At 70.9% G+C, this 24,206-nt stretch carries 18 protein-coding genes; 12 read left to right on the forward strand and 6 right to left on the reverse strand.

Translation table 11 applies throughout. From position 1 onward, the window contains the following. Window positions 1-74: 74 nt before the first annotated feature. Entirely contained in the window at window positions 75-1,760 is a 1,686-nt protein-coding gene (locus AB0K52_RS13775; RefSeq protein ID WP_363530994.1) for a hypothetical protein, read from the reverse strand. A gap of 297 nt (window positions 1,761-2,057) precedes the next feature. Between AB0K52_RS13775 and AB0K52_RS13780 the strand changes: the two genes are divergently transcribed. From AB0K52_RS13780 to AB0K52_RS13790, 3 genes are all read left to right on the forward strand, one after another. Further along, a complete protein-coding gene (locus AB0K52_RS13780) occupies window positions 2,058-3,302 on the forward strand; it encodes an ROK family transcriptional regulator (protein WP_363530997.1) in 1,245 nt (414 codons plus the stop codon). A gap of 276 nt (window positions 3,303-3,578) precedes the next feature. Next, window positions 3,579-6,431, forward strand: coding sequence for a glycoside hydrolase family 3 C-terminal domain-containing protein (locus AB0K52_RS13785; RefSeq protein WP_363530999.1), 2,853 nt, complete (start codon window positions 3,579-3,581; stop codon window positions 6,429-6,431). Next, entirely contained in the window at window positions 6,431-7,417 is a 987-nt protein-coding gene (locus AB0K52_RS13790) for a LacI family DNA-binding transcriptional regulator (protein WP_363531002.1), read from the forward strand. Before AB0K52_RS13785 ends, AB0K52_RS13790 begins: the two co-directional genes overlap by 1 nt. Window positions 7,418-7,536: 119 nt before the next feature. On the opposite strand, the gene AB0K52_RS13795 is transcribed toward AB0K52_RS13790, so the two are convergent. Next, window positions 7,537-8,382, reverse strand: coding sequence for a M23 family metallopeptidase (locus tag AB0K52_RS13795; protein WP_363531005.1), 846 nt, complete (start codon window positions 8,380-8,382; stop codon window positions 7,537-7,539). A 263-nt stretch (window positions 8,383-8,645) separates the two neighbouring features. Further along, window positions 8,646-9,455, reverse strand: a complete 810-nt coding sequence (locus AB0K52_RS13800) for a M23 family metallopeptidase (RefSeq protein ID WP_363531007.1) — start codon at window positions 9,453-9,455, stop codon at window positions 8,646-8,648. Between the two features lie 265 nt (window positions 9,456-9,720). On the opposite strand from AB0K52_RS13800, the gene AB0K52_RS13805 reads away from it, so the two are divergent. After that, window positions 9,721-11,340, forward strand: a complete 1,620-nt coding sequence (locus AB0K52_RS13805) for an ABC-F family ATP-binding cassette domain-containing protein (RefSeq protein WP_208498320.1) — start codon at window positions 9,721-9,723, stop codon at window positions 11,338-11,340. Between the two features lie 9 nt (window positions 11,341-11,349). On the opposite strand, the gene AB0K52_RS13810 is transcribed toward AB0K52_RS13805, so the two are convergent. After that, on the reverse strand, window positions 11,350-12,621 hold the full coding sequence (locus AB0K52_RS13810) for a hypothetical protein (protein ID WP_363531010.1): 1,272 nt from the start codon (window positions 12,619-12,621) through the stop codon (window positions 11,350-11,352). 104 nt (window positions 12,622-12,725) lie between these two features. Between AB0K52_RS13810 and AB0K52_RS13815 the strand changes: the two genes are divergently transcribed. The 3 genes from AB0K52_RS13815 (at window position 12,726) to AB0K52_RS13825 (ending at window position 15,361) form a co-directional block, all read left to right on the forward strand. Further along, window positions 12,726-12,992: a helix-turn-helix domain-containing protein gene (locus AB0K52_RS13815; RefSeq protein WP_363531013.1), complete on the forward strand. Its 267-nt coding sequence runs from the start codon at window positions 12,726-12,728 to the stop codon at window positions 12,990-12,992. 142 nt (window positions 12,993-13,134) lie between these two features. Continuing rightward, window positions 13,135-15,009, forward strand: a complete 1,875-nt coding sequence (locus tag AB0K52_RS13820) for an ABC transporter ATP-binding protein (protein WP_363531016.1) — start codon at window positions 13,135-13,137, stop codon at window positions 15,007-15,009. A 148-nt stretch (window positions 15,010-15,157) separates the two neighbouring features. Next, a complete protein-coding gene (locus tag AB0K52_RS13825) occupies window positions 15,158-15,361 on the forward strand; it encodes a cold-shock protein (RefSeq protein ID WP_208498324.1) in 204 nt (67 codons plus the stop codon). A gap of 62 nt (window positions 15,362-15,423) precedes the next feature. Here the strand turns inward: AB0K52_RS13825 and AB0K52_RS13830 are convergent, their stop codons facing one another. Both AB0K52_RS13830 and AB0K52_RS13835 read right to left on the reverse strand, forming a co-directional pair. Then, on the reverse strand, window positions 15,424-16,578 hold the full coding sequence (locus AB0K52_RS13830) for a hypothetical protein (protein ID WP_363531020.1): 1,155 nt from the start codon (window positions 16,576-16,578) through the stop codon (window positions 15,424-15,426). Beyond that, a complete protein-coding gene (locus AB0K52_RS13835) occupies window positions 16,571-17,179 on the reverse strand; it encodes a SigE family RNA polymerase sigma factor (RefSeq protein WP_363531023.1) in 609 nt (202 codons plus the stop codon). Before AB0K52_RS13835 ends, AB0K52_RS13830 begins: the two co-directional genes overlap by 8 nt. Window positions 17,180-17,354: 175 nt before the next feature. Here AB0K52_RS13835 and AB0K52_RS13840 point away from each other — a divergent pair, with 175 nt between their 5' ends. The 5 genes from AB0K52_RS13840 (at window position 17,355) to AB0K52_RS13860 (ending at window position 23,934) form a co-directional block, all read left to right on the forward strand. Continuing rightward, window positions 17,355-18,395: a GNAT family N-acetyltransferase gene (locus AB0K52_RS13840; protein ID WP_363531026.1), complete on the forward strand. Its 1,041-nt coding sequence runs from the start codon at window positions 17,355-17,357 to the stop codon at window positions 18,393-18,395. Beyond that, on the forward strand, window positions 18,392-19,411 hold the full coding sequence (locus tag AB0K52_RS13845; protein ID WP_363531029.1) for a GNAT family N-acetyltransferase: 1,020 nt from the start codon (window positions 18,392-18,394) through the stop codon (window positions 19,409-19,411). The genes AB0K52_RS13840 and AB0K52_RS13845 overlap by 4 nt, the downstream gene beginning before the upstream one ends. Before the next feature lie 66 nt (window positions 19,412-19,477). Beyond that, on the forward strand, window positions 19,478-20,491 hold the full coding sequence (locus tag AB0K52_RS13850) for a GNAT family N-acetyltransferase (protein ID WP_363531032.1): 1,014 nt from the start codon (window positions 19,478-19,480) through the stop codon (window positions 20,489-20,491). A gap of 78 nt (window positions 20,492-20,569) precedes the next feature. Continuing rightward, window positions 20,570-21,595 (forward strand): GNAT family N-acetyltransferase, encoded by a 1,026-nt coding sequence (locus AB0K52_RS13855; protein ID WP_363531035.1) that lies wholly within the window; start codon window positions 20,570-20,572, stop codon window positions 21,593-21,595. A gap of 257 nt (window positions 21,596-21,852) precedes the next feature. Continuing rightward, window positions 21,853-23,934, forward strand: coding sequence for a DEAD/DEAH box helicase (locus AB0K52_RS13860; protein WP_363531038.1), 2,082 nt, complete (start codon window positions 21,853-21,855; stop codon window positions 23,932-23,934). Window positions 23,935-24,206 lie beyond the last annotated feature (272 nt).

The raw sequence follows: 24,206 nt of genomic DNA on the forward strand, positions 1-24,206 counted from the left end.
CCAGTCAGTGAGTACCTGTGCGGGACGGGCATGGCCGGACCGTGACCACAGTGGTCGCGGCCCGGCCGGGCGTCTTAGCCGTGCAGCTTGTCGTAAGCCGCGGTGTAGTGCTCGCGGCCGACTTCGCCGCCGTTGTTCTTCCAGGTCTCGACCATGTCCGGGATGGCGGACAGGTCGGCGCGGCCGAACGCGATGTCGTTCTGCTGGTCGATGAGGACCTGCCCGGCGGACTTGAACTCGGACGGGCCTTCGACGCGCATGCCTTCGAAGATGTTGACCTCGGCGAACTCCTTGACGGAGGCGTTGTAGTCGAAGCGGGCCTGGACCATGTCCGGCGTGCCGGTCAGGAACTGCTGCACGTGGCCGGACATCGTCTTGTGGTTCACCGGGGCCTGGACGACCTTGGTGCCGACCTCGTTGTAGACCGGGGTCCCGTCGGGGCCGTAGGTGAAGTGCGTGCCCTCGATGCCGTAGTTGAGGAGCTCGTACTCGGTGGTGCCGTACGGCGCCGAGCAGAAGTTCGCGAAGTCCAGGAACTCCTCGACCTGCTCCTTGGAGAGGTCCTTGTTGAGGAAGGTCCAGCTGTCCACGCCGGTGTTGACGTGCACGAGCGGCTGGCGGCCCTTGGCGGACAGCGCGGGGAGCGGGGCGATGGTGCCGCCGGTGCCCTCGGCGGTGGACTGGTCGATGAACCCCTGCCACCAGGAGATGCCGTCGAGCTGGAAGACGATCGTCCCGGCCTTGTGCAGGGCCTGGCCGTCGAGGGTGCCCGAGGGGAGGTCCGGGTGGACCAGCTTCTCGTCCCAGATGGTGCGGCGGAACTCGAGCCACTCGGTGTACTCGGGACGCTCGCAGTTGTGGACGAGCTTGCCGTCGATGTAGGCCCACCCGTCGCCGCCGGCGAGGCCGAACCACTGCGGCGTGAGGTAGTCGGTGCCGCCGAAGGCCCAGCGGCCGCCGGCGTCGTCGGAGACCGCGCGGGCGACCTCGAGGAGCTCCTCGACCGTGGTCGGCAGGGCCTGGCCGTGCTCCTCGAGGATGTCGGTGCGGGCGAACATGGCGTTGCCCGGGCCGCCGGAGAAGGAGCCGGGGATGCCGAAGACGCGCGCGGTCTCGGGGTCCTCGGGGTCGGTGGACCACACCGACTGGCCCCAGGAGGCGGTCGGGAGGCCGGCGAGGAGCGGCCAGCGCTCGGAGATGTCGCCCTTGACGATGTCGGTCAGGTCGTAGAACGAGTTGACCACCGTCTCCTGGAAGTTGGGGTGGGCGAAGAGCATCCAGCTGAAGAGCATGATGCCGTCGCCGTACTCGTTGGCGTTGAGCCACTGGACCGAGGTCTCGGCGAAGGTGTTGCCGTCGGCCTGGCGCAGGTTGACGGTGGTGCCGCCGCTGGCGTCGGCGATGGCCGCGAAGTACGGGTCGTCGTTCGAGGGGGCCTCGCCCCAGATCGGGACGGTGATCTCGTAGGTCCCGCTGTTGGAGGGGAGGCTCTCGATCGCCGGGACCGGCTCCGGGTACGTGGTGAAGCCGGAGGGGTGGTTCGGCGGCTCGCCGACCAGGTCGGGCTGGACCGGGAGCGGCCATTCCTTGTACTCGGGGAGGAAGTCGAAGCCCGAGGTCGTCTGCGAGGTGCCCCCGCCGGATTCGATGTCGCCGCAGGCGGCGATGAGAGGCAGGCCCGCGGCACCGGCGGCGCCGAGCCCGGCGGCCTTGAACAGGGAGCGGCGGCGGAAGACCGACCCGTCTGAGGGAGTAGCCACGTTGCTGTCCTTTCGGTCGTACTGCGTTGTGAGGGTCTTATGGGGGGTCTGGCCGATAATTAGTTCGGCTATTCGATAAACTAAAGTAGCGCACGGTGGCACCCGACACAAGCCGGGGGTCAGGCGATACGGACGCGGATTGGTCACGATTCGGGAACGGCCCTTGTGGTGAAACGCTTCGCTGCGCAACGGTCAGGGACCGCCCGACAACCCGTTGTCGCGATCCACGACAATGCTCAATTACGGCCCGCATCCGGCGCCATAAGCGGGCCGAGAGACACAGCAGGAGGACGAGACATGGCGATGCGCATCGCATCGAAGTCGGCCGGGGCCGCCGGCGCGGAGGCGCGGGGAAGGGCCAGACGCGCCGACTTCACGGACGTGCGGGCCAACAACCTCGGCTTCGTGCTGCGTCAGGTCCGCGCCGAAGGCCGTTGCTCCCGTGCGGATCTCGCGGCCAAGACCGGCCTCAACAAGGCCACGGTCTCCTCGCTCGTGGCGGAGCTCATCGAGCGCCGCGTCCTGCGCGAGTCCGGCTCGGTCATCGGCAACATCGGCCGCCCCGCGGTGCTGCTCAGTGTGGACACCGGCTACTACGCCTCCCTCGGCGTGGAAATCAATGTGGACTACATGACGCTCGTCGCCGTGGACCTCGCAGGCAACCGCCTCCTGTCCTGGCGCCGCGCCCACGACGGCGGCGGATCGACCCCCGGCCGCTCCGTCTCGGCCCTCGCGGGCCTCGCCAAGCGCGCCGTCGACAAGATGGACTCGGAGGGCCGCCAGATCCTCGGGCTCGCCGTCGCCGTCCCCGGCATGATCGACAACGACGGCGTCGTCCAGCGCGCCCCGATGCTCGGCTGGGAGGACTTCGACCTCACCGGCCGCCTCCGCCAGGCCATGCGCGACCCCAAGTACGCCGTGACCGCCGACAACGACGCCAACCTCGGTGCGGTCGCCGAGCAGCGCTTCGGCTCCTGGGCCGGCGTGTCCAACATGATCTACCTGACCGGTGAGATCGGCCTCGGCGCCGGCCTCATCGTCGACGGCGAACTGCGCAGGGGTGCGACGGGATTCGCCGGCGAGATCGGCAACCTCCTCATCGACGTGGACGGACGGGTGGGCCGGGTCGAAGACCTCGCCGGCATCAGCGCCGTCCTCAAGGCGCTGTCCGAATCCGACGACATCGCGGGCGCCGAAGTCGAGGCCGAGGTCGAGGACGTGGTCACCCGCGCCCGCGCCGAAGAGCCCCGCGTGCTCGAGGCCCTGGACCGCATCGGCTGCTCCCTCGGGGCGGGCATCGCGCTCGCCGTCGACCTCCTCAACCCCGAAGCGGTCGTCCTCGGCGGCCACTACCAGGCCCTCAGCCCCTGGATCGGCCCGGCCGCCGAACGCGAGCTCGCCGCCCGCACCCACGCCTCCGGCGCCGGCGGCGCCGAGATCGTGGTCTCGGCACTCGGCCACGAAGCCCCCGCCCTCGGTGCCGCGACCGGCATCCTCAACGACATCGACTCCGGGAAGATGCCCACCCCGCTGGGTTCCTAGCGTCTGTTTCACGATTGTTACCCCGCCTGTTTCCGCAGGTTAAAAGCCTGCGGAACGGGTGAAACCCGTCAAATTCCGCATCGTGCGGCCCCACCTGCCTTGACTGGGGCCGAAGCCGGGGTGTAGAAATCTTGCATCCTCAATCGAAGCGCTTCGACAAGACAATTTCCTGTTTCAGAACCAGGCCGTGAAGCCTCGGTCATCGAAGCGCTTCGACAGAGCTCTGCAACGACATGGCCCTTCACACGACAGCGACGTCCAAAAGGAAGTCCACCCATGAGCGACACCGACCTGCGTCCCGCCTTCCGCGACCCGAACCTGCCGCGCGCCGAGCGCGTCGCCGACCTGCTCTCGCGCCTCACGCTCGACGAGAAGATCGGCCTCCTGCACCAGTACCACCGCCCGGTCGAACGCCTCGGCATGGGCCCGTTCAAGACCGGGACCGAAGCGCTCCACGGCCTCGCGTGGCTCGGCGAGGCCACCGTCTTCCCGCAGGTGGTCGCCCTCGGCGCGACCTGGAACCCGGAGCTCGTGGAGCAGGTCGGCGCCGCCGTCGCCGACGAGGTGCTCGCCTTCAACCACAACGACCCGGTCAAGGTCGGCCGCAACGTGTGGGCACCCACCGTGAACCCGCTGCGCGACCCCCGCTGGGGCCGCAACGAGGAGGGCTACTCCGAGGACGCCGGCATGACCGGCCTCATGGGCGCCGCCTACGCGCGGGGCCTCAAGGGCGACAACGGCGCCGTGTGGAAGACCGCGCCGTCCGTCAAGCACTTCCTGGCGTACGGCAACGAGGCCGACCGCTGCGAGACCTCTTCGAACATGCCGCCGCGCGTCCTCCGCGAATACGAGTTCGCCGCCCACCGCCCGGCACTGGCGAGCGGCGACGCCGTCGCGGTCATGCTCTCCTACAACCTGGTCAACGGCCGCCCCGCGCACGTCACGCCCCTGGTGAACGACGAGCTGCGCACCTGGACCGACGAAGAGGTCTTCATCGTCTCGGACGCTTACGCGCCCAACAACCTCGCCATCCTCCAGGGGTACTTCGAGGACCTCCCGACCGCGTACGCCGCCGCCGTCAAGGCCGGCCTCGACTCGTTCACCCAGGACGATGAGCGCTCCCGCGACGTCCTCGTCCACGTCGAGACCGCCCTCGAGCGCGGCCTGCTCGACGAGGCCGACATCGACACGGCCGTGCGCCGCAACCTCCACGTGCGCTTCGGCCTCGGCGAGTTCGACCCCGAGGACCCGTACGCGCACATCGGCGACGAGGTCGTCAACTCGCCCGAGCACCAGGCCCTCGCCCGCGAGGCCGCCGCCCAGTCGATCACCCTGCTCAAGAACGACGGCATCCTGCCGCTCAAGGCGCCCAAGAAGATCGCCGTCATCGGCCCGCTCGCGGACACCCAGATGCAGGACTGGTACTCCGGGACGCTCCCGTACGCCGTCACCGCCCGCCAGGCCCTCGCCGAGCGCGCCGAGGTCGTCCACTGCGAGGGCGTCTCCCGCATCCGCCTGCGCCACAAGACCGGTTACGCCACCGCCGTCGAGGACGGCAAGGCCATCGACATCACCGACACGACCGGCGCGGCCGCCCAGTTCGACCTCTTCGACTGGGGCGGCTGGTCCTACACCGCCCGCAACGTCGCCACCGGCAGGTACGTGGACGGCCGCCTCGACGGCACCGTGGGCGCCGACTCGGTCGGACCGCACGAGTTCGACGTGCACGAGACCTTCCGCATCGTCGAGCTCGAAGGCGGCAAGGTCGCCGTCCAGCAGATCCACCGCGCCGAGGGCGCCGAGGCCGGCAAGTGGTTCGCCATCGAGGACGGCCGCGTCGTCCTCAGCGCCGACCGCGCCGAAGCCGCCGAGTTCGACTTCGAGTTCGTGGTCAAGGGCCACGAGGCCGCCGTCGAGGCCGCCCGGGACGCCGACGTCGTGATCGCCGTCCTCGGCGACCACCCGCTGGTCAACGGCCGCGAGACCGAGGACCGCACCGACCTCCGCCTCGCCGACGCCCAGGAGTGGCTCCTGCGCCACGTCCACGCCGCCAACCCGAATACGATCCTGGTCATGTCCTCCTCGTACCCCTATGCCGCGAACTGGGCCGCCAAGCACGTGCCCGCGGTGGTGTGGTCGGGCCACGGGGGCCAGGAGTGGGGCAACGCGCTCGCCGACGTCCTGTACGGCGACCGCGACCCCGAGGGCCGGCTCCCGCAGACCTGGTACACCGACGCGGCCGAGCTGCCCGCGATGCTCGACTACGACATCGTGGCCTCCGACGCGACCTACCTCTACTACCTCGGCCAGCCGCTCTACCCGTTCGGCCACGGCCTGTCCTACACCGAGTTCAAGTACGCGAACCTGAAGGCCGACAAGGAGCACGCCGGGGCGGGCGACGAGTTCGCCGTGACCGTCGAGGTCACCAACGCCGGCGACCGCGACGGCGTCGAGGTGGTGCAGCTCTACACGCACCAGTGCGGCTCCCGCGTGAAGCAGCCGCTGCGCCAGCTGCGCCGCTTCGAGAAGGTCCGCCTCGCCGCGGGCGAGACCCGCACCGTCGCTTTCACCGTGCCCGTGGACGAACTCGCCCACTGGGACAACGTGACCGGGCGCATGATCGTCGAGAAGTCCCGCCAGCGCCTCATGGTCGGCCGCTCCGCCACGGACATCGTCCTGTCCGCCTCGGTGCGCGTCGACGGCGAGACCGTGGGCGCCCGCGACCTCTCGAAGCCTTTGGCCGCCACCGCGAACGACCTCTACGAGGGCGTGCTGTGGCGCGACGAGAACCGCACCTCCGGCGACGTGATCGCCGCCGAGGAGGCGGGCGGCTGGATCATGCTCGGCGACTGCGACTTCGGCGGAGCCGAACATGGGCACAGCGAACCGGGCTACGCCACGGTGACCGCGCGGGTCGCGGGCCAGGCCTCGCAGCTGACCCTGCGCGTGGACGACCCGCTCGACGGCGACGTGCTCGCCAAGATCGACACCCCGGCGACCGCCGGCGTCTACGACTACGCGGACGTCACGGTCGAGCTCGGGGGCGTCGAGGGCGTCAAGGACCTGTACGTGACGTTCGAGTCCGGGCCGGTGCGCCTCTCGACGCTGACCTTCGGCGGGGAGCGGTAGTGGCCGGCCGGGGCGTCACGATCGCCGATGTGGCGGCGCGGGCCGGCGTCGCCGCCAGCACCGTCTCCTATGTGCTGAGCGGGAAGCGGTCGATCTCCCCGGAGACGGCCGACCGCGTCATGGCGGCCGTGGCCGACCTCGGCTACCACCCGCACGCCGGGGCGCGGTCGCTCGCCTCGCGGCGGGCGGGGGTCGTGGCGATGATGCTCCCGCTGCGCGACGGCATGCACCTGCCGGTGCTCATGCAGTTCGCGTCGGGTGCGGTCACCGAGGCCCGCCGCCATGACCAGGACGTGCTGCTCATGACCGCCGACGAAGGGCCGGCCGGGCTCGCCCGCGTCGCCGCTTCAGCCATAGTGGACGGTCTGATCCTCATGGACGTCGAGGTGCGCGACCCGCGCGTGGAGGCCCTGCGGCGCTTGGGACTCCCGAGCGTCCTCATCGGGTTCCCGGCGGACGCCGAGGGCCTCACCTGCGTCGACCTGGACTTCGAGGCGGCCGGCCGGATGTGCGCGAGGTACCTCGTGGACCGCGGCTGCGGCGACGTCGCGCTGCTCGGCGCCTCCGAGGCGGTCTACGCGCGCCGCACCGGCTTCGCCGAGCGGGTGCGCGAAGGCTTCCTCCACCGCGCCGGGTCCCGGGCCGAGGTCTGGCCCTGCCCCGACGACCCGGCCTCCGTGCAGCGCACCGTCAAGGAGCTGCTCACGTCCAAGCCGGAGCTCACGGGCCTCGCCGTCCACAACGAGCCCGCCGTCGGTCATGTCATGCACGCCTTGGCGGACGCGGGCAAGCGCGTGGGGGAGGACTTCCATGTCGTCGTGATCGGCCCCGACGAGGTCGCCGAGCGTACCCACCCGCAGCTGCCCTCGGTGCTCGTCCCGGCCGAGACCTTGGCCGAGACCGCCGTGCGCCACCTCATGCGCAAGCTCGACGGCCTCGACGTCCCCGAGTCCACCCTCATCGAACCGCAGCTGACGCTGCGCTAGGGCGAGACGGCAAGGCGGCCCCGGGGAGATGCTGTTCGCATTCACGGCTCGCAAGCTTCGCCGTGCCCCGGGGCCGCCGCACTGTATTCACTTGTAAGGAGAGAGAAAAGTCGTTCGGCTCAGCCGACGTCCACGCCCTGCTCTTGGAGCCACGCGAGGGAGTCGACCTTCTCGCCGTTCAGCAGCACCTCGAAGTGGAGGTGCGGGCCGGTCGAGTTGCCGGTGCTGCCGGTCAGGATGATGGTGTCCCCCTCGGCGACCTCGTCGCCGACGCTGACGAGCACCTCGGAGGCGTGCGCGTAGCGGGTCTCGATGCCGTCGCCGTGGTCGACGTAGACCACGTTGCCGTAGCCGCCGGCCTCGTAGCCGACGTAGGTCACGGTGCCGGCGCCGACAACCGAGATCGGGTCGCCCTGGTTGCTGCCGAAGTCGGTGCCGCCGTGGAGCCGGCCGTCGCGCATCCCGTAGTACGAGGTGATGCGCGCATCGGTGGGAGCGGACCACGGGTTGGCGGCGGCCTCCGCCTCTGCGGCGGCGCGCTCGGCCTCTTCAGCGGCCAGCCGCTCGGCCTCCTCCGCGGCGAGGCGCGCGGCCTCCTCCTCGGCGGCCTTCTTGGCCGCCTCTTCGGCGGCCTGCTTCTCGGCCTCTTCGGCGGCCTTCTCGCGCGCCGCCTGCTCGGCGGCCCACTCGGCCCGCATCCCGGCCAGGACGGAGTCGACCTGCCAGTCGGCCTGCACGACCGTGTCGTTCTGCTGCGCCTCGGCGTCGGCGGCCTGCGCCGCGGCGTGCTGCCCGGAGAGGGCCGCGAGGCCGGAACCGACGATGATCGCGGCGGCGAGCCCGAGGTTCACGAAACGCCAGCTGTGGCGTTCGCGACGGATGCGGCGGCGCCGGAGCATGGCCTTGAGCCGGCGGCTGGTCATTTCTCTGCCAGCGGATTCGCTGGTGTCGTCATGTTTGCCCATAGCGCGGGGAAACTTAACAGACCCGAATTGGACAACAAGCCCATGACCAGGCGATACAACGCTCGAAGTGGTCCTCTTGCGGCAGAGGTCGGCACCTCGGGTCAGCCGCTTCTCCTACGAAAAGAGGAGGTGTCTCACCGAGAGTGTTCGCGTTGTTTCGCCAGGTAGTCGCGGATGCGCGGCTGCGAACCCGGCACCTCGGGCACGACGGCGGCCCCGGGGGATCCCCGGGGCCGCCGCCCATCCCAGTTGTGTAGTCCGTGTCAGCCCGGGTTGAGGCCCTGCTTCTCGAGCCAGGCGAGCGAGTCGACCTTCTTGCCGCCGATGAGCACCTCGAAGTGCAGGTGCGGACCTCGCGAGCCGCCGGTGTTGCCGGCGAGGATCACGGTCTCGCCCTTGCCGACCTTGTCGCCGACCTTCACCAGGACCTTGGACGCGTGGGCGTACCGGGTCTGGACGCCGTTGCCGTGGTCGATGTAGACCACGTTGCCGTAGCCGCCGGGCTCGAAGCCGACGTACGTCACGGTGCCTTCGCCGACGGACCAGATCTCCTCGCCCTCGAAATCGCCGAAGTCGGTGCCGCCGTGCAGTCGGCCGTCGCGCATCCCGTAGTACGAGGTGATGCGCGCGTCGGAGGGGAGCGTCCACGGCAGCGCCGCCAGCCTCGCGGCTTCGGCCGCCGCGGCTTCCGCGGCGGCCTTCTCGGCCGCCGCCTTCTCCTTCTCGGCCTTCGCGGCGGCGGACATGTCCGCGAGCACGGTGTCGACCGCCCAGTCGCCTTGGACCACGGTCTGGCTCTCGCCGACCTGGGCTCCGGCGGCCTGCGCCGCGGCGTGCTGCCCGACGGCGGAGGCGAGCCCCACGCCCACGAGGACGGCCAGTCCGAGGCCCGCCTTCGCGAGACGCGGACGGTGATGGTCGCGACGGATCCGGGCGAGCTGGATCAGCGCTTCGCGACGGCCTCGGCGGATCAGGGCTTCGCCCCGCTCTCGGCCTCGGCGGATCAGTGACTTCAGTCGACGGCCCGTCAGCGAGCCGCTCTGGTGTGCGGTGGATTCCTGAGGTGTCTCCATAGGGACGGAAACCTACATGGGATGATTTGGACTATTGGTCTGTGACCAGGCGATACAACGCCCGAACTGGTTCCATTTCGGGCGAACTGTGCACGCCCGGCGGCGTCCCTTCCACCGAAAGGCTGAGATCGGTCACACAAAGTGGCCGGTTCCTTACGAATCAATCCGGCTCGGCCGATATCAACGCGACCGTGACCCACGACTCCGCCTAAACTTGGTGAGTCTGCGGCCAATCGGCCCGCCATCGCCGTTTTAGGAGTGCCCCATGATCACCGCCACCGGTCTCGAGCTGCGCGCCGGTTCGCGCATCCTCCTGTCCGGGGCCGATCTGCGGATCCAGCCCGGCGACAGGATCGGCCTCGTCGGACGCAACGGCGCCGGCAAGACCACCACCATGAACGTCCTCGCGGGCCTCACCCAGCCGTACACCGGCAAGATCGAGAGCAACGGCCCGTTCGGGTACCTCCCGCAGGACCCGCGCTTCGCCGACCTCACCCAGACCGCGTCCAACCGCGTGCTCTCCGCCCGCGGCCTCGACCAGCTCCTCGCCGACCTCGCCAAGACCGAGGCCGCCCTCGCCGAGGTCGCCGACGACGCCAAGCGCGACAAGCTCGTCAACCGCTACTCGCGCCTCGAAGAGCAGTTCTCCGCCCGCGGCGGCTACGCCGCCGAGGCCGAGGCCGCCCGCATCTGCTCCAACCTCGGCCTCGAGGACCGCATCCTCGCCCAGCCGCTCTCCACCCTCTCCGGCGGCCAGCGGCGCCGCGTCGAGCTCGCCCGCATCCTCTTCTCCGACGACGGCGACGGCATCCTCCTCCTCGACGAGCCCACCAACCACCTCGACGCCGACTCCATCAACTGGCTCCGCGGCTTCCTCGCCGGGCACAAGGGCGGCCTCGTCCTCATCACCCACGACGTCGACCTCCTCGACGAGGTCGTCAACAAGGTGTGGTTCCTCGACCCCACCCGTTCGGTGATCGACGCGTACAACCTCGGCTGGAAGGCCTACCAGCGCCAGCGCGCCGAGGACGCCGAGCGCCGCCGCCGCGAGCGCGCCAACGCCGAGAAGAAGGCCGCGACCCTCACCAAGCAGGCCGCGAAGCTCGGCGCCAAGGCCACGAAGGCCAAGGCCGCCAAGGGCATGCTGCGCCGCGCCGAGGAGATGCTCGACAACCTCGAAGAGGACCTGCTGCAGGAGAAGGTCGCCGACGTGCGCCTCCCGCAGCCCGCCCCGTGCGGCAAGGTCCCGCTCACCGCCACGGGCCTGTCGAAGTCCTACGGCTCGCTCGAGATCTTCACCGGCGTCGACCTCGCCATCGACCGCGGCTCCCGCGTGGTCATCCTCGGGCTCAACGGCGCGGGCAAGACCACGCTGCTGCGGATGCTCGCCGGGACGCTCGAACCCGACACGGGCCAGGTCGAGCCCGGCCACGGCCTGCGCATCGGCTACTTCGCGCAGGAGCACGACACGCTCGACCACACCGGAACGGTGCTCGAGCAGATGCAGTCGGCCGCCTCCGACTCGGGCGCGGACCTGCCGGACGCGGACCTGCGGAAGATCCTGGGCGCGTTCCTGTTCCCCGGCGACGACGTGCACAAGCCCGTCCACGTGCTCTCGGGCGGGGAGAAGACGCGGCTGGCGCTGGCGAGCCTGGTGTGCTCGGGCGCGAACGTGCTGCTGCTCGACGAGCCCACGAACAACCTCGACCCGGCGAGCCGCCAGCAGGTGCTCGACGCGGTCGACGGGTTCAGCGGCGCGATCGTGATGGTCACGCACGACCCGGGCGCGGTCGAGGCGCTGCGTCCCGAGCGCGCGATCCTGCTGCCCGACGGCGACGAGGACCTGTGGTCCGACGACCTGATGGAGCTCGTCGAGCTGGCGTGAGCGCCGCGCTCAGCCGGAGTACATGAGCACGATCGCCGCGCAGGCGCCCGCTCCCGCGGTCACCAGCGGCACCCGCACGGAGCGCTTGCTCCGCTCGAAGCCGAGCGGGGCGCGCAGGCCGTGGATGCGGGGGGCGGTCGCGGCCACGATGAGCCAGGGGCACAAGGCGATCCAGCCGTACTCGGGCTGCTCCGGGTTCGATCCGCTCAGCGGCGCGATCATCAGGGCCATGAGCGGCCCGATCATCAGCGGCCACGCCGCGCTCGATCCGAAGCGCCGCAGGCTCTCGATGATCGCCGGGCCGCACGCCACGCACACCAGCGCGGGCATGAGCGCGAGCCACCACAGCTGACCCGGGTGCGCCGCGATCTCGCCGATCGCCGCGTTGTAGGTGTCGACGAGCCCGTACGGCCACGAGTTCCCCAGGGCCGCGGCCAGACCCAGAACGGCCAGCGCCGCACCGGCTGCGACCAGGATCTGCGAAGAGCGCCGCCGCGCGAAGAAGACGGCCAGCAGCGAGACCGCGAACCACGCGGCCCCGTACGACAAGAGGGCCGCGATCCCGAGCAGGCCGCCCGCGGCCGCCGCGCCCCAGAACGCGTCCGCGCCCCGGACCCTCCGCTCCGAGACGACAGCGCCGCAAGCGAGCACGGCCGCGCACGCCGCCGCGGAGATCCCGTCGATGCCGAGCGTCGTCCAGGCCGCCCACGGCCCGAGGATGAGCACCGGCGAGAGCGCCCGCGCCGCAACGGGTCCGGCCACGGACTTGACCGCGACGAGCGTCAGCGGCACCGAGAGGCAGGAGATCGCGACGACCGTGATCGCCAGGCCCGCCTGCGATCCGGTGTACGACACGAGGAGCGCGATCGCCTGCCGGGCGCCGGCGGTCGCCGTCGTCATCGTCGTGGGGTCCACATTGGTGTGCAGGGCCCCGGCCCAGGTGATCGAGGCCAGGTAGGAGAGCACCAGGAGCGTGTTCCAGGACATGCGCGCCGCCGCGGGCCGCGAGGCGACCGCGAGGACCGCGGCGGCCGTCAGCGGGGCGACCACCATGCCGACCGTGACATGGAACGTCAAGTTCTGCGCGGGCCACCAGGGCAGCGTCGAGGGTCCGACCACTTCGGACGAGGTCTCGACCGCGACCGACGCGAGCGTCAGGGTCGCCACCAGCAGCGTGATCCAGATGCCGATGTCGCGCAGCCGCCCATGGCGCTGCCGGGCCGGGGCGAGGGCGTCGACGGCGTCGACCCGGTCGGTGTAGGAGCTCTGCGGTGCGGTCACGTTACGAAACTATCGGGTATCCGACACAAGCGACCGCCGGGCGAGAAAACTCCGGCAAACTTCACAACGCACCTTCATTACCCTCCGTGCATAGGAAAGGACACATGGCACCAGAGGTTCCACCCCGCAGCAGTGGTGTTCCCGGCCTCCCCGCGGCCGAGTCCGCCAGGACCGACCCGAACCGCCAGGTGAGAGGCGACGAGCGCCGAGAGCTCACCGAGTTCGTGAGCGTCGAGTACGAGAAAGGGCAGAGCATCAGGGACATCGCCTCCACCATAGGGCGTTCCTACGGCTTCGTGCACCGGCTCCTGGCCGAGTCCGGCACCGAACTGCGCACCCGGGGAGGCGCCCGCAAGGGGCCGCGGAAATAAACCGGGCCGGGCCGGGCGTTGACGGTGTCGACGAGACAGCAGCAAGCCCAAGCCCATCCCGCTCTCCGCTTCGCAGGCGGACGACGAGCGCGGCCGACGACGCACTTGGGCACACCTGAACACAGGAGGCCCGGTGTCATCGATGGGACCTGCCGGATGGGACGCGATGCGCTCCATGCGGCGCGCGGACGACCTCAAAGGCGTCAAACTCTCCCGCGGCGTCAAGCGCCGCATCATCCGCTTCGCGAAGCCGTACCGGCGCGACATCGGGCTCTTCATCGCGCTCGTGACGCTCATCGCCGCGATCGGCGTCGCCACCCCGGTCCTCGCCGGCGACATCGTCAACGAGCTCACCGGTCCTGACGGCACGCAGCGCGGCGTCGTCACGATCGCCGCCGTCATCGCCGGCCTTGCCGCGGTCGAAGGACTCCTCAACCTCGCCATGCGCTGGTACGGCGCGAAGCTCGGTGAGGGCATCATCTTCGACCTGCGGCGGGTCGTGTTCGACCATGTGCAGTCGATGCCGGTCGCGTTCTTCACCCGCTCCCAGACCGGCGCGCTCGTCTCCCGCCTGAACAACGACGTGATGGGCGCGCAGCGCGCCTTCACGAGCACCCTCTCCGGGCTCGTCTCGAACGGCATCGCGGTCGCGCTCATCATCGGCGTCATGTTCTTCCAGTCCTGGCAGATCACGCTGCTCTCGCTCGTGCTCGTGCCGGTGTTCCTGGTGCCCGCCAAGTGGGTCGGCCGCAAGCTCGCGGCGCTCACGAAGGAGGGCTTCGACTTGAACGCGGCCATGAACACGCAGATGGCCGAGCGGTTCAACGTGGGCGGCGCGATGCTCGTGAAGCTCTTCGGCCGCCCCGCGACCGAGTCCTCGGAGTTCGCCGAGAAGGCCGACCGGGTGCGCGGCATCGGCATCACCACCGCGATGTACGCCCGCACCTTCATCGTCGCGCTCACCCTCGTCGCGGGCCTCTCGCAGGCCCTCGCGTACGGTCTGGGCGGCGCGCTCGTGTTCGCCGGGCAGCTCAGCGCCGGCACCGTCGTGACCCTCGCGCTGCTGCTGACGCGCCTGTACGGCCCGCTCACCGCCCTGTCGAACGTGCGCGTCGACGTGATGAGCGCGCTGGTGAGCTTCCAGCGCGTCTTCGAGGTCCTGGACCTGCAGCCGCTCATCCGCGAGAAGGAGGACGCCCGGGAGCTCCCCGCCGAGGCCGCGTCGATCGCCTTCCGCGACGTGCGGTTCCGCTACCCGGGCGCGGACGAGGTCTCCCTGGCGAGCCTGGAGGACCTGGCCCGGCCCGACCGGTCCGACAACGGCCGCCAGATCCTCGACGGCGTCTCCTTCGAGGTCGCGCCGGGGCAGCTCGTGGCGCTCGTCGGCCACTCGGGCGCGGGCAAGACGACCACGGCGACCCTGGTGCCGCGCCTCTACGACGTCACCGAGGGCGCGGTCGAGGTCGGCGGCGTCGACGTGCGCGACCTCAAGGCCGCCTCGCTCGCCGCGCACATCGGCATGGTCACCCAGGACGCGCACCTCTTCCACGACACGGTGCGCGCGAACCTCCAGTACGCCCGCCCCGAGGCGACCGACGCGGACATCTGGGAGGCCCTGGACCGGGCCCAGATCGGCGACACCGTGCGCCGTCTCGAATCGGGGCTCGACACGGTCGTCGGCGAGCGCGGCTACCGGTTCTCCGGCGGCGAGAAGCAGCGCCTCGCGATCGCGCGGGTCCTGCTCAAGGCCCCGCCGATCGTCATCCTCGACGAGGCCACCGCCCACCTGGACTCCGAGTCCGAGGCGGCCGTCCAGCGCGCCCTCGACTCCGCACTCGAGGGCCGCACCTCCCTGGTCATCGCCCACCGCCTCTCGACGGTGCGGCGGGCGGACACGATCGTGGTCCTCGAGGAGGGGAAGGTCGCCGAGTCGGGCACCCACGAGGAACTCGTGGCCCGCGGGGGCCCGTACGCCGAGCTGTATAAGACCCAGTTCGAGGAGGTCGGAGTATTGTAGGGTGCAGAAGCCGGTTCGGAGTATTTTTCGCCGAAGTGGTGAAAGGCCAGCAATGGCAGTACACACAGGCCGCGTTGTCGCAGGCCGCGCCGGGTTTCCGGCGCGGACGGACGGCGGGGTCTGGAAATCAAAGCAAGGAAACGCAGTAATGGCGCAAGGCACTGTTAAGTGGTTCAACTCCGAAAAGGGCTTCGGCTTCATCGCTCCCGATGACAACGGCCCCGACATCTTCGTTCACTTCACCGCGATCACCGGGAGCGGCTACCGCTCGCTGGAGGAGAACCAGCGCGTGGAGTTCGAGGTGGAGCAGGGCAAGAAGGGCCCACAGGCCGCCAACCTGCGCGCGCTCTAACCGACTGGCCGAAGCCGCTGCCCTTCCGAGCGAAGGACAGCGGCTTCTATGCGTCCCGGGTCCTACAGCGTGGTGTAGTAGCCCCGCAGGATCGTCCCGCCCGTGCCCTGGCCCGGGAGCGTCCGGGTGTCGAGGACCGTGCCGTCCGCGTCGACGAGGGTGACCACGATCTCGCCGTACCGGTCGTCGCACACGATCATCGAGCCGTCCGCCAGGAACACCGCGTTGGGCTGTCCGGCGTCCACCGGGAGGTCCAGGACCTCGCCGGTCGCGGTGTCCACGTACCGGTCGCAGCGGGCCGCCCGGGTGTGCCCGGCCGCGGCGGTCCCTTCGTCGTCGTACTGCAGGCACGCCCGGCTGAGGTCGGCCGAGATCGACGACAGGCCCGTGAACCCGTCGTCGCCGCTCCACGCCGCCGCCCCTTCGAGCTCGACCCGGCCGCTGCCGTCCGGCCGCATCGCGACCGACCCGTCCGAGCTGACCAGGTACTCGCCGTCGGCCGACCAGCGCGGCGAGCAGCCGACCTCCTCGGGCAGGTCGGTGGAGACCTCGCCGGTCGCCACGTCGAGCAGGTACGCGCCGGTGCTCTCGGCGTCGGCCAGGTTGAGCACCACCCGGTCGGAGTCGGGGGACCAGGACGGGGCGCACTGCACCGTGAAGACCCCGAGCTCGTCGAGGTTGTCGCCGGTGAGGGACGCGAGCGATCCGGCGCATGCCTCCGCGCCGCCGACCGCGAAGCGGTTCCCGTCGGGCGCCATGTGGTACTCGCCGTCCCGCAGGACCTCGTTCCCCTCTTCGCCTTCGAAGCGGAAGAACGTCGGTTCGGACGAGATGTCGTCCTGGCTGACCTCGAACACGAGCCCGTCCGGAATGGCGGTCAGGTCGCCCATCGAACCCGAAGGGCCCCAACCGGACCAGCCCTCAGGCACGCTGCAGGCGGCCCCGGTCTCCGTCGCGGTCGTCTCCGGATCGGACGGCGTCGCCGTCTCGCTCGCCGTCGGGCCGTCAGCCGGCGGCAGCTCCTCCGCGCGGTCGCGGTCGACGAGGGCGGCGGTCGCACCGCCCGCCGCTGCCAGCCCGGCGACCACGGCGACCGCGACGGCGAGCCGCCGCCGCGCCATCGACCGGGCCTTGCGGTACGCGCCCGCGGCGAGGTCCCGCTCCGGCGCTCCGCCCTCTGCGATGCCTTGCAGCACTTCGCGGATCGAGTCAGGCATTGGCCTCTCCCCTCACGTTCGCGAACTCGGTCTCCCAGCGCGCGAGATGGGTCCCCGGGTCCCCGCCGAGCACGAGCTCGGGGAAGCCGTTGCGCAGCCGCCGCAGGCCGCGCTGCACGCGGGCGCGCAAGGTGGTCACGGGGCAGTCGAGGATCGCGGCGGCCGACGCCTCAGTCTGGTCCTCGAAGTAGCGCAGCACGATCGCGGCGCGCTGCTTCGCCGGCAGCGAGAGCAGGGCCGCGTGCACGGCCAGGCGCAGCGCCGTGTCCGGCTCGTCGCCAGGGCGCTCGGGCACGGCCTCGGTCGAGACCTCGGCGACCTTCGTGCGCCTCCAGCGGCTCACATGCAGGTGGTACATGGTGCGGCGGGTGTACGCCTCGGCGTTCGCGGTGCGGTGCAGGCGTTTCCACGACCGCCAGGTGCGCGCCAGCGCGTCCTGCACCAGGTCCTCGGCGAGCCCTCGGTCGCCGGTGAGCAGGTACGCCGAGGCGCACAGCGCCCCGGACCGGGCCCGCACGAAGTCCTCGAACTCGCTCTGCCGCGTGGGCGGCGGCAGGGGAGGCCCGGGCGGTTCCCCTGGGGGGACTGACGATCCGGTCACGATCGGTTCCGTTCTAGATGGAGCGGGCAGTGGAGTGGAGATACCCGTCAAGACGGGAAAACGGGCAGCGATCCGCATCGTACGAACGGTCGGCTACACCTGACCGAACGGACAGGTCCGAGGCGTTCACCGAAACCGGATTGTGACCCTGGACCGCCCCGGGCACACTGTCCCAGTGAAAATCAACGAATTCAGCGCCGAAGACCGCGAACTGATCGAAGAGGCCTTCGCCGTCATGACAGCCGCCCACCAGGCTGACACCCCGGAGAACCCGGCCCCCGTCGAGCGGTTCTTCAAGACCCTCTTCACCCACGCCCTCCCCGGCCGCGAGAACCACTGGTACGCGTACGTGGAGGACGGCGCCCTGCTCGGCCACACCCGGACCACCTTCTTCACCGACGAGAACCGCGAACTCGCGATCGTCCGCTTCGGCGCCGTCCACCCCGACCACCGCGGCCGCGGCATCGGCAGCGCCCTCCTCGACCATGTCGAGCGCGTCTGCGCCGAGCACGGGCGCACCACCGTGCTCACCGGCGCGCCCGTCTACTGGGAAGGCGGCCCTGAGCGCCACGAGGAATACGCGCGGCTCCTAGAGGACCGCGGCTACAAGAAGGCCCTCACCACGGTCAACCGCCGCAGCCCCGTCGACCCGCTCGGCGCCGAGCGCGAAGCCGAGGAGTACGCGAAGGCGCTGGCCGCCGCGGGCGACGCCTACGAGGTGCGCCAGTGGATCGGGCCCGTCCCCGACGACCTCCTCGAGACCATGTGCCGCATGGAGACCACCATCATCAACGAGATCCCCCTCGGCGAGATCGAGATGGAGATCGAGCACGTGACCCCCGAGAAGCTGCGCGCCAGCGAAGCCGTCTACGCCGCCGAAGGACGGGTCATCGCCCACTCCGTCGCCCTCGACGCCGCCGGCGAGATCGTCGCCTGGACCGAGGTCGGCGTCGACGAAGGCGACTACCGCGACGCCCACCAGGCCATCACGATCGTCGACCCCGGCCACCGCGGCCACCGCCTCGGCCTGCTCCTCAAGCTCGCGAACCTGCGCCAGATCCGCGAGCGGTTCCCGCACGTCGAGTACATCTGGACCGACAACGCCGACGTCAACGCCCCGATGATCGCCATCAACGAGCTGCTGAACTACACCACGGTCGACGCCAACGCCGAGTACCAGCGCAAGCTGGAGGCGCCGGGATCGGGGGCGCAGTGACACCGGAGATCCACCGCGTCCTCCCCGCCGACCGCGACCTGCTGCGGCAGGTCCACGGGGTCTTCGAGGCCGTGCGGGCCGCCGAGACCCCCGAGCACCCGCCCATCCCCGAGGACCGCTACGCCGGGATGCTCGAGCACCCGCCGCCCGACTCCGAGTTCCGCTGCTACGCAGCGGTCGAGGACGGCAAGGTCCTCGGCCAGCACTGGGTCTACCTGCCGCACAAGGAGAACGCGCACTTCGCCGAGCTCGACCTCGCGGTCGACCCCGACCGGCGCCGCCGCGGCATCGGCACCGCGCTCCTCGAGCACTTCCTGCGGCTCGCCCGCGAGGAGCGCCGCAGCGAAGTCGTCGTCACCGTCTGGGCCGCCGTCGAAGGCGGGCCGAGCCGCCCCGACGCGGGCGCGAGATTCCTCGAGCGCCACGGTTTCACCGCCGCGCTCACCGAGATCGGCCGCGCCCTCCGGATCGGGGCCGACACCACCGCGGAGCAACGACTCTGGGACGAGAACATCGGCGCCGCAGGCGACTACGACCTCGTCTCCTGGATCGGCCGCTGCCCCGAGCAGTACGTCGAAGGCCTCGCCCGCATCGACTCGCAGATCTTCGCCGAGATCCCCCTCGGCGACGTCGACCTGCGCCCCCGCACCGTCGACGCCGACTTCGTGCGCACCCGCGAGGAGCGCGCCGAAGCCCAGGGCCAGACCATCATCCGCACCATCGCCGTCCACCGCGCCACCGGCGAGGTCGCGGCCAACACGATCATCTACGCCCACGCCGGCGAAGCGCATGCCGATCAGGCCATCACCATCGTCGACCCGGCCCACCGCGGCCACCGCCTCGGCCTGCTCGCCAAGCTCGCGAACCTCCGCCAGCTGCGCGCGCACGACCCCGCGGTGACCACCGTCTGGACCGGCAACGCCGACACGAACGCCAACATGGTCGCCATCAACGACCAGCTCGGCTTCCGCCCCGTCGACGCCCGCGTCTCCTACCGCCGCCTCATCGAGGTCTGACCCGTCGGGCCGGGCGCGAGCCCGGCCCGAACCACACAGCGCCCCAATGGAAGTCATACTCGAGCCGTGCAGATCCAGGAAGTCGGCCCGACCGACGCCGCCCGCATCGACGAACTCGCCGCGCTGGCCGCCCTGACGCGGGCCGCCGACGCCCCCGGCGGCCAGCCGATCATCGAGTCCTCGTACGCCGCGACGATCCGGCACCCCGCCACCGGGTACGAGACCCGCGACTACGCCGCCACCGCAGACGGCGCGCTCGTCGGCCACCTCAGAACCGAGGTCAAGGACACCGAACCGAGGCGCGTCACGGGGCAGCTCCTCGTCCACCCCGCCCACCGCCGCCGCGGCCACGGCACCGCCCTCCTCGACTTCGCCCTCGACCGCTGCCGCGAGGAGCAGCGAGACACCCTGGCGCTCAGCACCATCACCGCGATCGAAGGCGGCCCCGCCCGCGACGACGCCGGCGCGCGGTTCCTCGAACGGCACGGCTTCGCCATCGCCCTCGACCTCATCCGCCGCCGCGTCCCCGTCGCCCCCGCCGAAACCGAGCCGGGACTCTGGGACGAAGCGCTCGCCGCCTCCGGCGACTACGAACTGCGGGGCTGGACCGGCCCCGTCCCCGACGACCTCCTGATCCCCATGTGCCGCATGGACTCCATGGTCCTGCGCGAGGTGCCGATGGGCGGACTCGGCATGGCGCCCGAACAGGTCGACGCCGCGCGGCTGCGCGCCAAGGAGGCCGCCACCGCCGCCCACCGCAAGACCGGCGTCAACACCGTCGCCGTCCACAAGGGCACCGGAGCCGTCGCCGCCCACACCCGCGTCGACGTCTACGACGACCCGGCCGCCGCCCACGGCCACGTCCTCATCACCATTGTCGACCCGGCCCACCGCGGCCACCGCCTCGGCCTGCTCGCCAAGCTCGCGAACCTCCGCCAGCTCCGCCAGGAGTTCCCGCAGGTCGCGGACCTGTGGACCGCCAACGCCGACGTCAACGCGCCCATGATCGCCGTCAACGAGCGCCTCGGCTACCGCCCCGTCGAGCACACCCCGATCTACCAGCGCCGCATCGACCGGTGACGGCCCGCCGCACCGCCCGACCGGGAGGGAACCGTAATTCGATTGCCCCGGATCACCGCCGATGTCCACACTGACGTCATGGAAATCATCGAACTCGACCCCGCGGACGGCGATCTCGTCTCCGGCGCCTTCGACGTCATGCGCGCCACCCACGCGGCCGACCACCCCGAGAACCCCGCCCCCCACCGGGCCAGCTTCGTCGCCGGCCTCAGCTACCCGCCGCCGGACGAGGACGAGGCCCACTTCGTCGCCGTCGCCGACGGCCAGGTCGTCGCCGTCCTCGGCATCGGCCTGCCGAACCGCGCCAACCTGCATTTCGGCTGGGCCTGGATCAACGTCCATCCCGACCACCGCCGCCAGGGCATCGGCTCGGCGCTGGTGGACCACTTCATCGCGTACGCGCGCGAGCGCGGCCGCACCGAACTCACCCTCGACACGCACCTGACCTGGGAAGACGGTGTGGAGCGCTCCAAGGCCGGGCAGTTGTTCGCCGAGAAGCACGGGTTCAAGCTCGCGCTGCAGTGGATCAACCGCCGCTGCGCCGTGGACGCCCTCGACGCCGACGCCGAGCAGGCCCTCCTGGAGAAGGCACAGGCGGCCGCCGGCGACGACTACGAGATCATCTCGTGGATCGGGCGCACCCCCGAGGAACTCGTCGAAACGATGGCCCGCATCGACTCCACGATCCTCGCCGAGGTCCCGCTCGGCGAACTCGAGCTCGAACCCGAGACCATCGACGCCGAACTGAAGAACGCCAGGGCCGACCGCAACGAGGCCATGGGCCTCAAGCTCGTCCAGACCGTCGCCCGCTACCGCGGCACCGGCGAGGTCGTCGCCAACACCTGCGTGTTCATCCACGACGACGGCGAGTTCCCGGACGCCTACCAGGGCATCACGATCGTGGACAAGGACCACCGCGGCCACCGGCTCGGCCTGCTCCTCAAGATCGTGAACCTGCGCCTCGTGCGCGAGAACTTCCCGCACATCCGCGCCATCTGGACGGACAACGCCGACGTCAACGCCCCGATGATCGACATCAACGTCACCCTCGGGTACGAGATCGTCGACGCCGGCGGCGAGTTCCAGCGCAAGTTCGAGGACTGAACCGCGAGGCCGCACCGGGAATCGGATACGGCCTCGAAATGGTGTCTCTAGGCACAAGCCGGCCGTGGAGGTAGCGCGCCTCCTCCGCGGTCGGCTATTGTTCTTAGCTGGCCCTCTTAGTGGCCCGATCAGGCGCGTCCCGCCCCATCACCGTCGGCTCATGGTGAACCAAATCTCCGCGGAACGTGCGTCACTTACGAAGTCGTTCTCGCGGAAGGCGAACCATGACCCTTGACAAAACTGTGCCGGATGCTGCCATGAGTGAATCCGACATGGCACTCGAAACTCCTGAAACCCCCGAAACCACCGACGCGCAGGCCGTCGCCGCCGAGGCCCCGGCCACGGTCGACAGCACCGTCGAGACCACTGCCGAGACCGCTGAGGCCCCCGCGGCCGAATCCGCCGAAGCCGTTGCGGCCGAAGCGGAGATCCCCGCGGACTTCACCGTCGAGGCCGACGAGGTCCCGGTCTACACCGGCCCGTCCTTCGACGAGCTCGGCCTGCCCGAGAAGATCACCGCCGCACTGGCCGAGCAGGGCATCATCACGCCCTTCCCGATCCAGGCCGCGACGATCCCGGACGCGATCGCCGGACGCGACATCCTCGGCCGCGGCCAGACCGGCTCGGGCAAGACCCTGGCCTTCGGCCTGCCGACCCTGGCGCGCCTCGCCGCCGGCGGCCGCACCAGGGCCAAGCGCCCCCGCGCGATCATCCTGACCCCGACCCGCGAACTGGCCATCCAGGTCGCCGAGTCGCTGCAGACCTTCGGCGACGCCGTCGGCATCGACATGAAGGTCGTCTGCGGCGGCACCGCGTTCAACCGCCAGATCGACGCGCTCCGCGCCGGGGTCGACATGCTCGTCGCCACCCCGGGCCGCCTGCGCGACCTGATCCGCCGCGGCGAGTGCTCGCTCGAGGACGTCGAGCTGGCGATCCTCGACGAGGCCGACCAGATGGCCGACATGGGCTTCCTGCCCGAGGTCGAAGAGCTGTTCGACCAGCTGCCGACCGGGGGCCAGCGCATGCTGTTCTCGGCCACGCTGGAAGAGGAGATCGACGTCCTCGTCCGCAAGTACCTGTCCGAGCCCGTCGTCCACTCGGTCGACCCGCCGGCCGGTTCGGTCACCACCATGACCCACCACCTGATGCTCATCGGCCCGCGCGACAAGGCCACGATGACCGCCGCCGTCGCGTCCCGCCCGGGCCTGACGATGGTGTTCGTCCGCACCCAGCTCGCGGTCGACCGCATCGCCGAGGAGCTGCGCGAGGCCGGCGTCAACGCCGAGGGCCTGCACGGCGGCATGTCGCAGCAGGACCGCTCGAAGGTCCTCGACCGCTTCAAGAACGGGCGCCTGGACGCGCTGGTCTGCACGGACGTCGCTGCCCGCGGCATCCACGTGGACGGCGTCGACATGGTCCTCCACGTCGACCCGCCCAAGACCCACAAGGACTACCTGCACCGCGCCGGCCGCACGGCCCGCGCCGGGCAGTCCGGCCACGTGGCGACCCTGGTGCTGCCGCACCAGAACCGCAGCATGTTCAGCCTCATCGAGCGCGCCGGCGTCGAGGCTCAGCGCCACTACGTCAACGACAACTTCGACGCCGAGCTCACCAAGCTCATGGGCGCCCGGAACTTCACCGACCTGCGCGCGGTCTCGGCCGAGCACCAGGCCGCCCGCAGCGACGAGGAGATCAAGCGCCTCGAGCGCCAGATCGAGCGCCTGAAGGAGGACGCCGAGGGCCTGCGCGCCGAGGCGACCCGCCTGCGCGAGCAGGCCGAGCGCGAGATCGTCGAAGGCCCGTCCAAGCGCCGTGACGACCGCGGCCCGCGCCGCGAGCGTGACGACCGCAGCGGCGGCGAGCGCCGCGGCGGCGGCTACCGCGGCCAGGGCGGCGACCGCGGTGGTTACCGCGGGAACCGTGAAGGCGGCGACCGTGGCGGTTACCGCGGGAACCGCGAGGGCGGCGACCGTGGCGGCTACCGGGGCAACCGCGAGGGCGGCGACCGCGGTGGGTACCGCGGGAACCGCGAGGGCGGCGGCTACCAGGGCAACCGTGACGGCGGCCGGGGTGGCTACGGCGACCGCGACAACCGCGGTGGCGGCTACGGCGGCGGCGAGCGTCGCAGCTACGGCGACCGTGACAACCGCGGTGGCGGCTTCCGCGGCGACAACCGCAGCGGTGGCTTCAGCGGCGAGCGTCGCAGCTATGGTGACCGTGACAACCGCGGTGGCGGCTTCCGCAGCGACGACCGCGGCAACCGCGGTGGTTTCCGCGGCGACGACCGCGGCGAGCGCGGCGGCTTCCGCGGCGACCGCGAACGCCGCGACCGCTGGTAAGCACTGACTGACCGAAGCGGCCCTGAGGAACCCAGTTCCTCAGGGCCGCTTCGCGTTCCCGCCCGACCTTCCAACCGCCCCACCCGACGCCCACGCCTTCGCGCCCCGGCCCGATGTCGTACCCGTGGCCCACACTTGGCGTTCGGGGGCGCTGCACCACGACACCCCAGGCTCCCGGGGGCCGTAGCCGCCAGCAGGTCCCATCGTCCGCGCGCTCGCGGCAGACCGGTGTCGCACCCATGCCCCACACGCAGTAATCGGGGGTGCTCGCC

Source organism: Glycomyces sp. NPDC049804, from assembly GCF_040674615.1.
Taxonomy (GTDB): domain Bacteria; phylum Actinomycetota; class Actinomycetes; order Mycobacteriales; family Micromonosporaceae; genus Glycomyces; species Glycomyces niveus.

Excerpts from the sequence above, each read along its gene's own strand:
- AB0K52_RS13785 (WP_363530999.1), top strand. The coding sequence starts at position 3,579 with ATGAGCGACACCGACCTGCGTCCCGCCTTCCGCGACCCGAACCTGCCG.
- AB0K52_RS13860 (WP_363531038.1), top strand. The coding sequence starts at position 21,853 with ATGAGTGAATCCGACATGGCACTCGAAACTCCTGAAACCCCCGAAACC.
- AB0K52_RS13855 (WP_363531035.1), top strand. The coding sequence starts at position 20,570 with ATGGAAATCATCGAACTCGACCCCGCGGACGGCGATCTCGTCTCCGGC.
- AB0K52_RS13820 (WP_363531016.1), top strand. The coding sequence starts at position 13,135 with ATGGGACCTGCCGGATGGGACGCGATGCGCTCCATGCGGCGCGCGGAC.
- AB0K52_RS13805 (WP_208498320.1), top strand. The coding sequence starts at position 9,721 with ATGATCACCGCCACCGGTCTCGAGCTGCGCGCCGGTTCGCGCATCCTC.
- AB0K52_RS13795 (WP_363531005.1), bottom strand. The coding sequence starts at position 8,382 with ATGGGCAAACATGACGACACCAGCGAATCCGCTGGCAGAGAAATGACC.
- AB0K52_RS13800 (WP_363531007.1), bottom strand. The coding sequence starts at position 9,455 with ATGGAGACACCTCAGGAATCCACCGCACACCAGAGCGGCTCGCTGACG.
- AB0K52_RS13825 (WP_208498324.1), top strand. The coding sequence starts at position 15,158 with ATGGCGCAAGGCACTGTTAAGTGGTTCAACTCCGAAAAGGGCTTCGGC.
- AB0K52_RS13815 (WP_363531013.1), top strand. The coding sequence starts at position 12,726 with ATGGCACCAGAGGTTCCACCCCGCAGCAGTGGTGTTCCCGGCCTCCCC.
- AB0K52_RS13780 (WP_363530997.1), top strand. The coding sequence starts at position 2,058 with ATGGCGATGCGCATCGCATCGAAGTCGGCCGGGGCCGCCGGCGCGGAG.
- AB0K52_RS13830 (WP_363531020.1), bottom strand. The coding sequence starts at position 16,578 with ATGCCTGACTCGATCCGCGAAGTGCTGCAAGGCATCGCAGAGGGCGGA.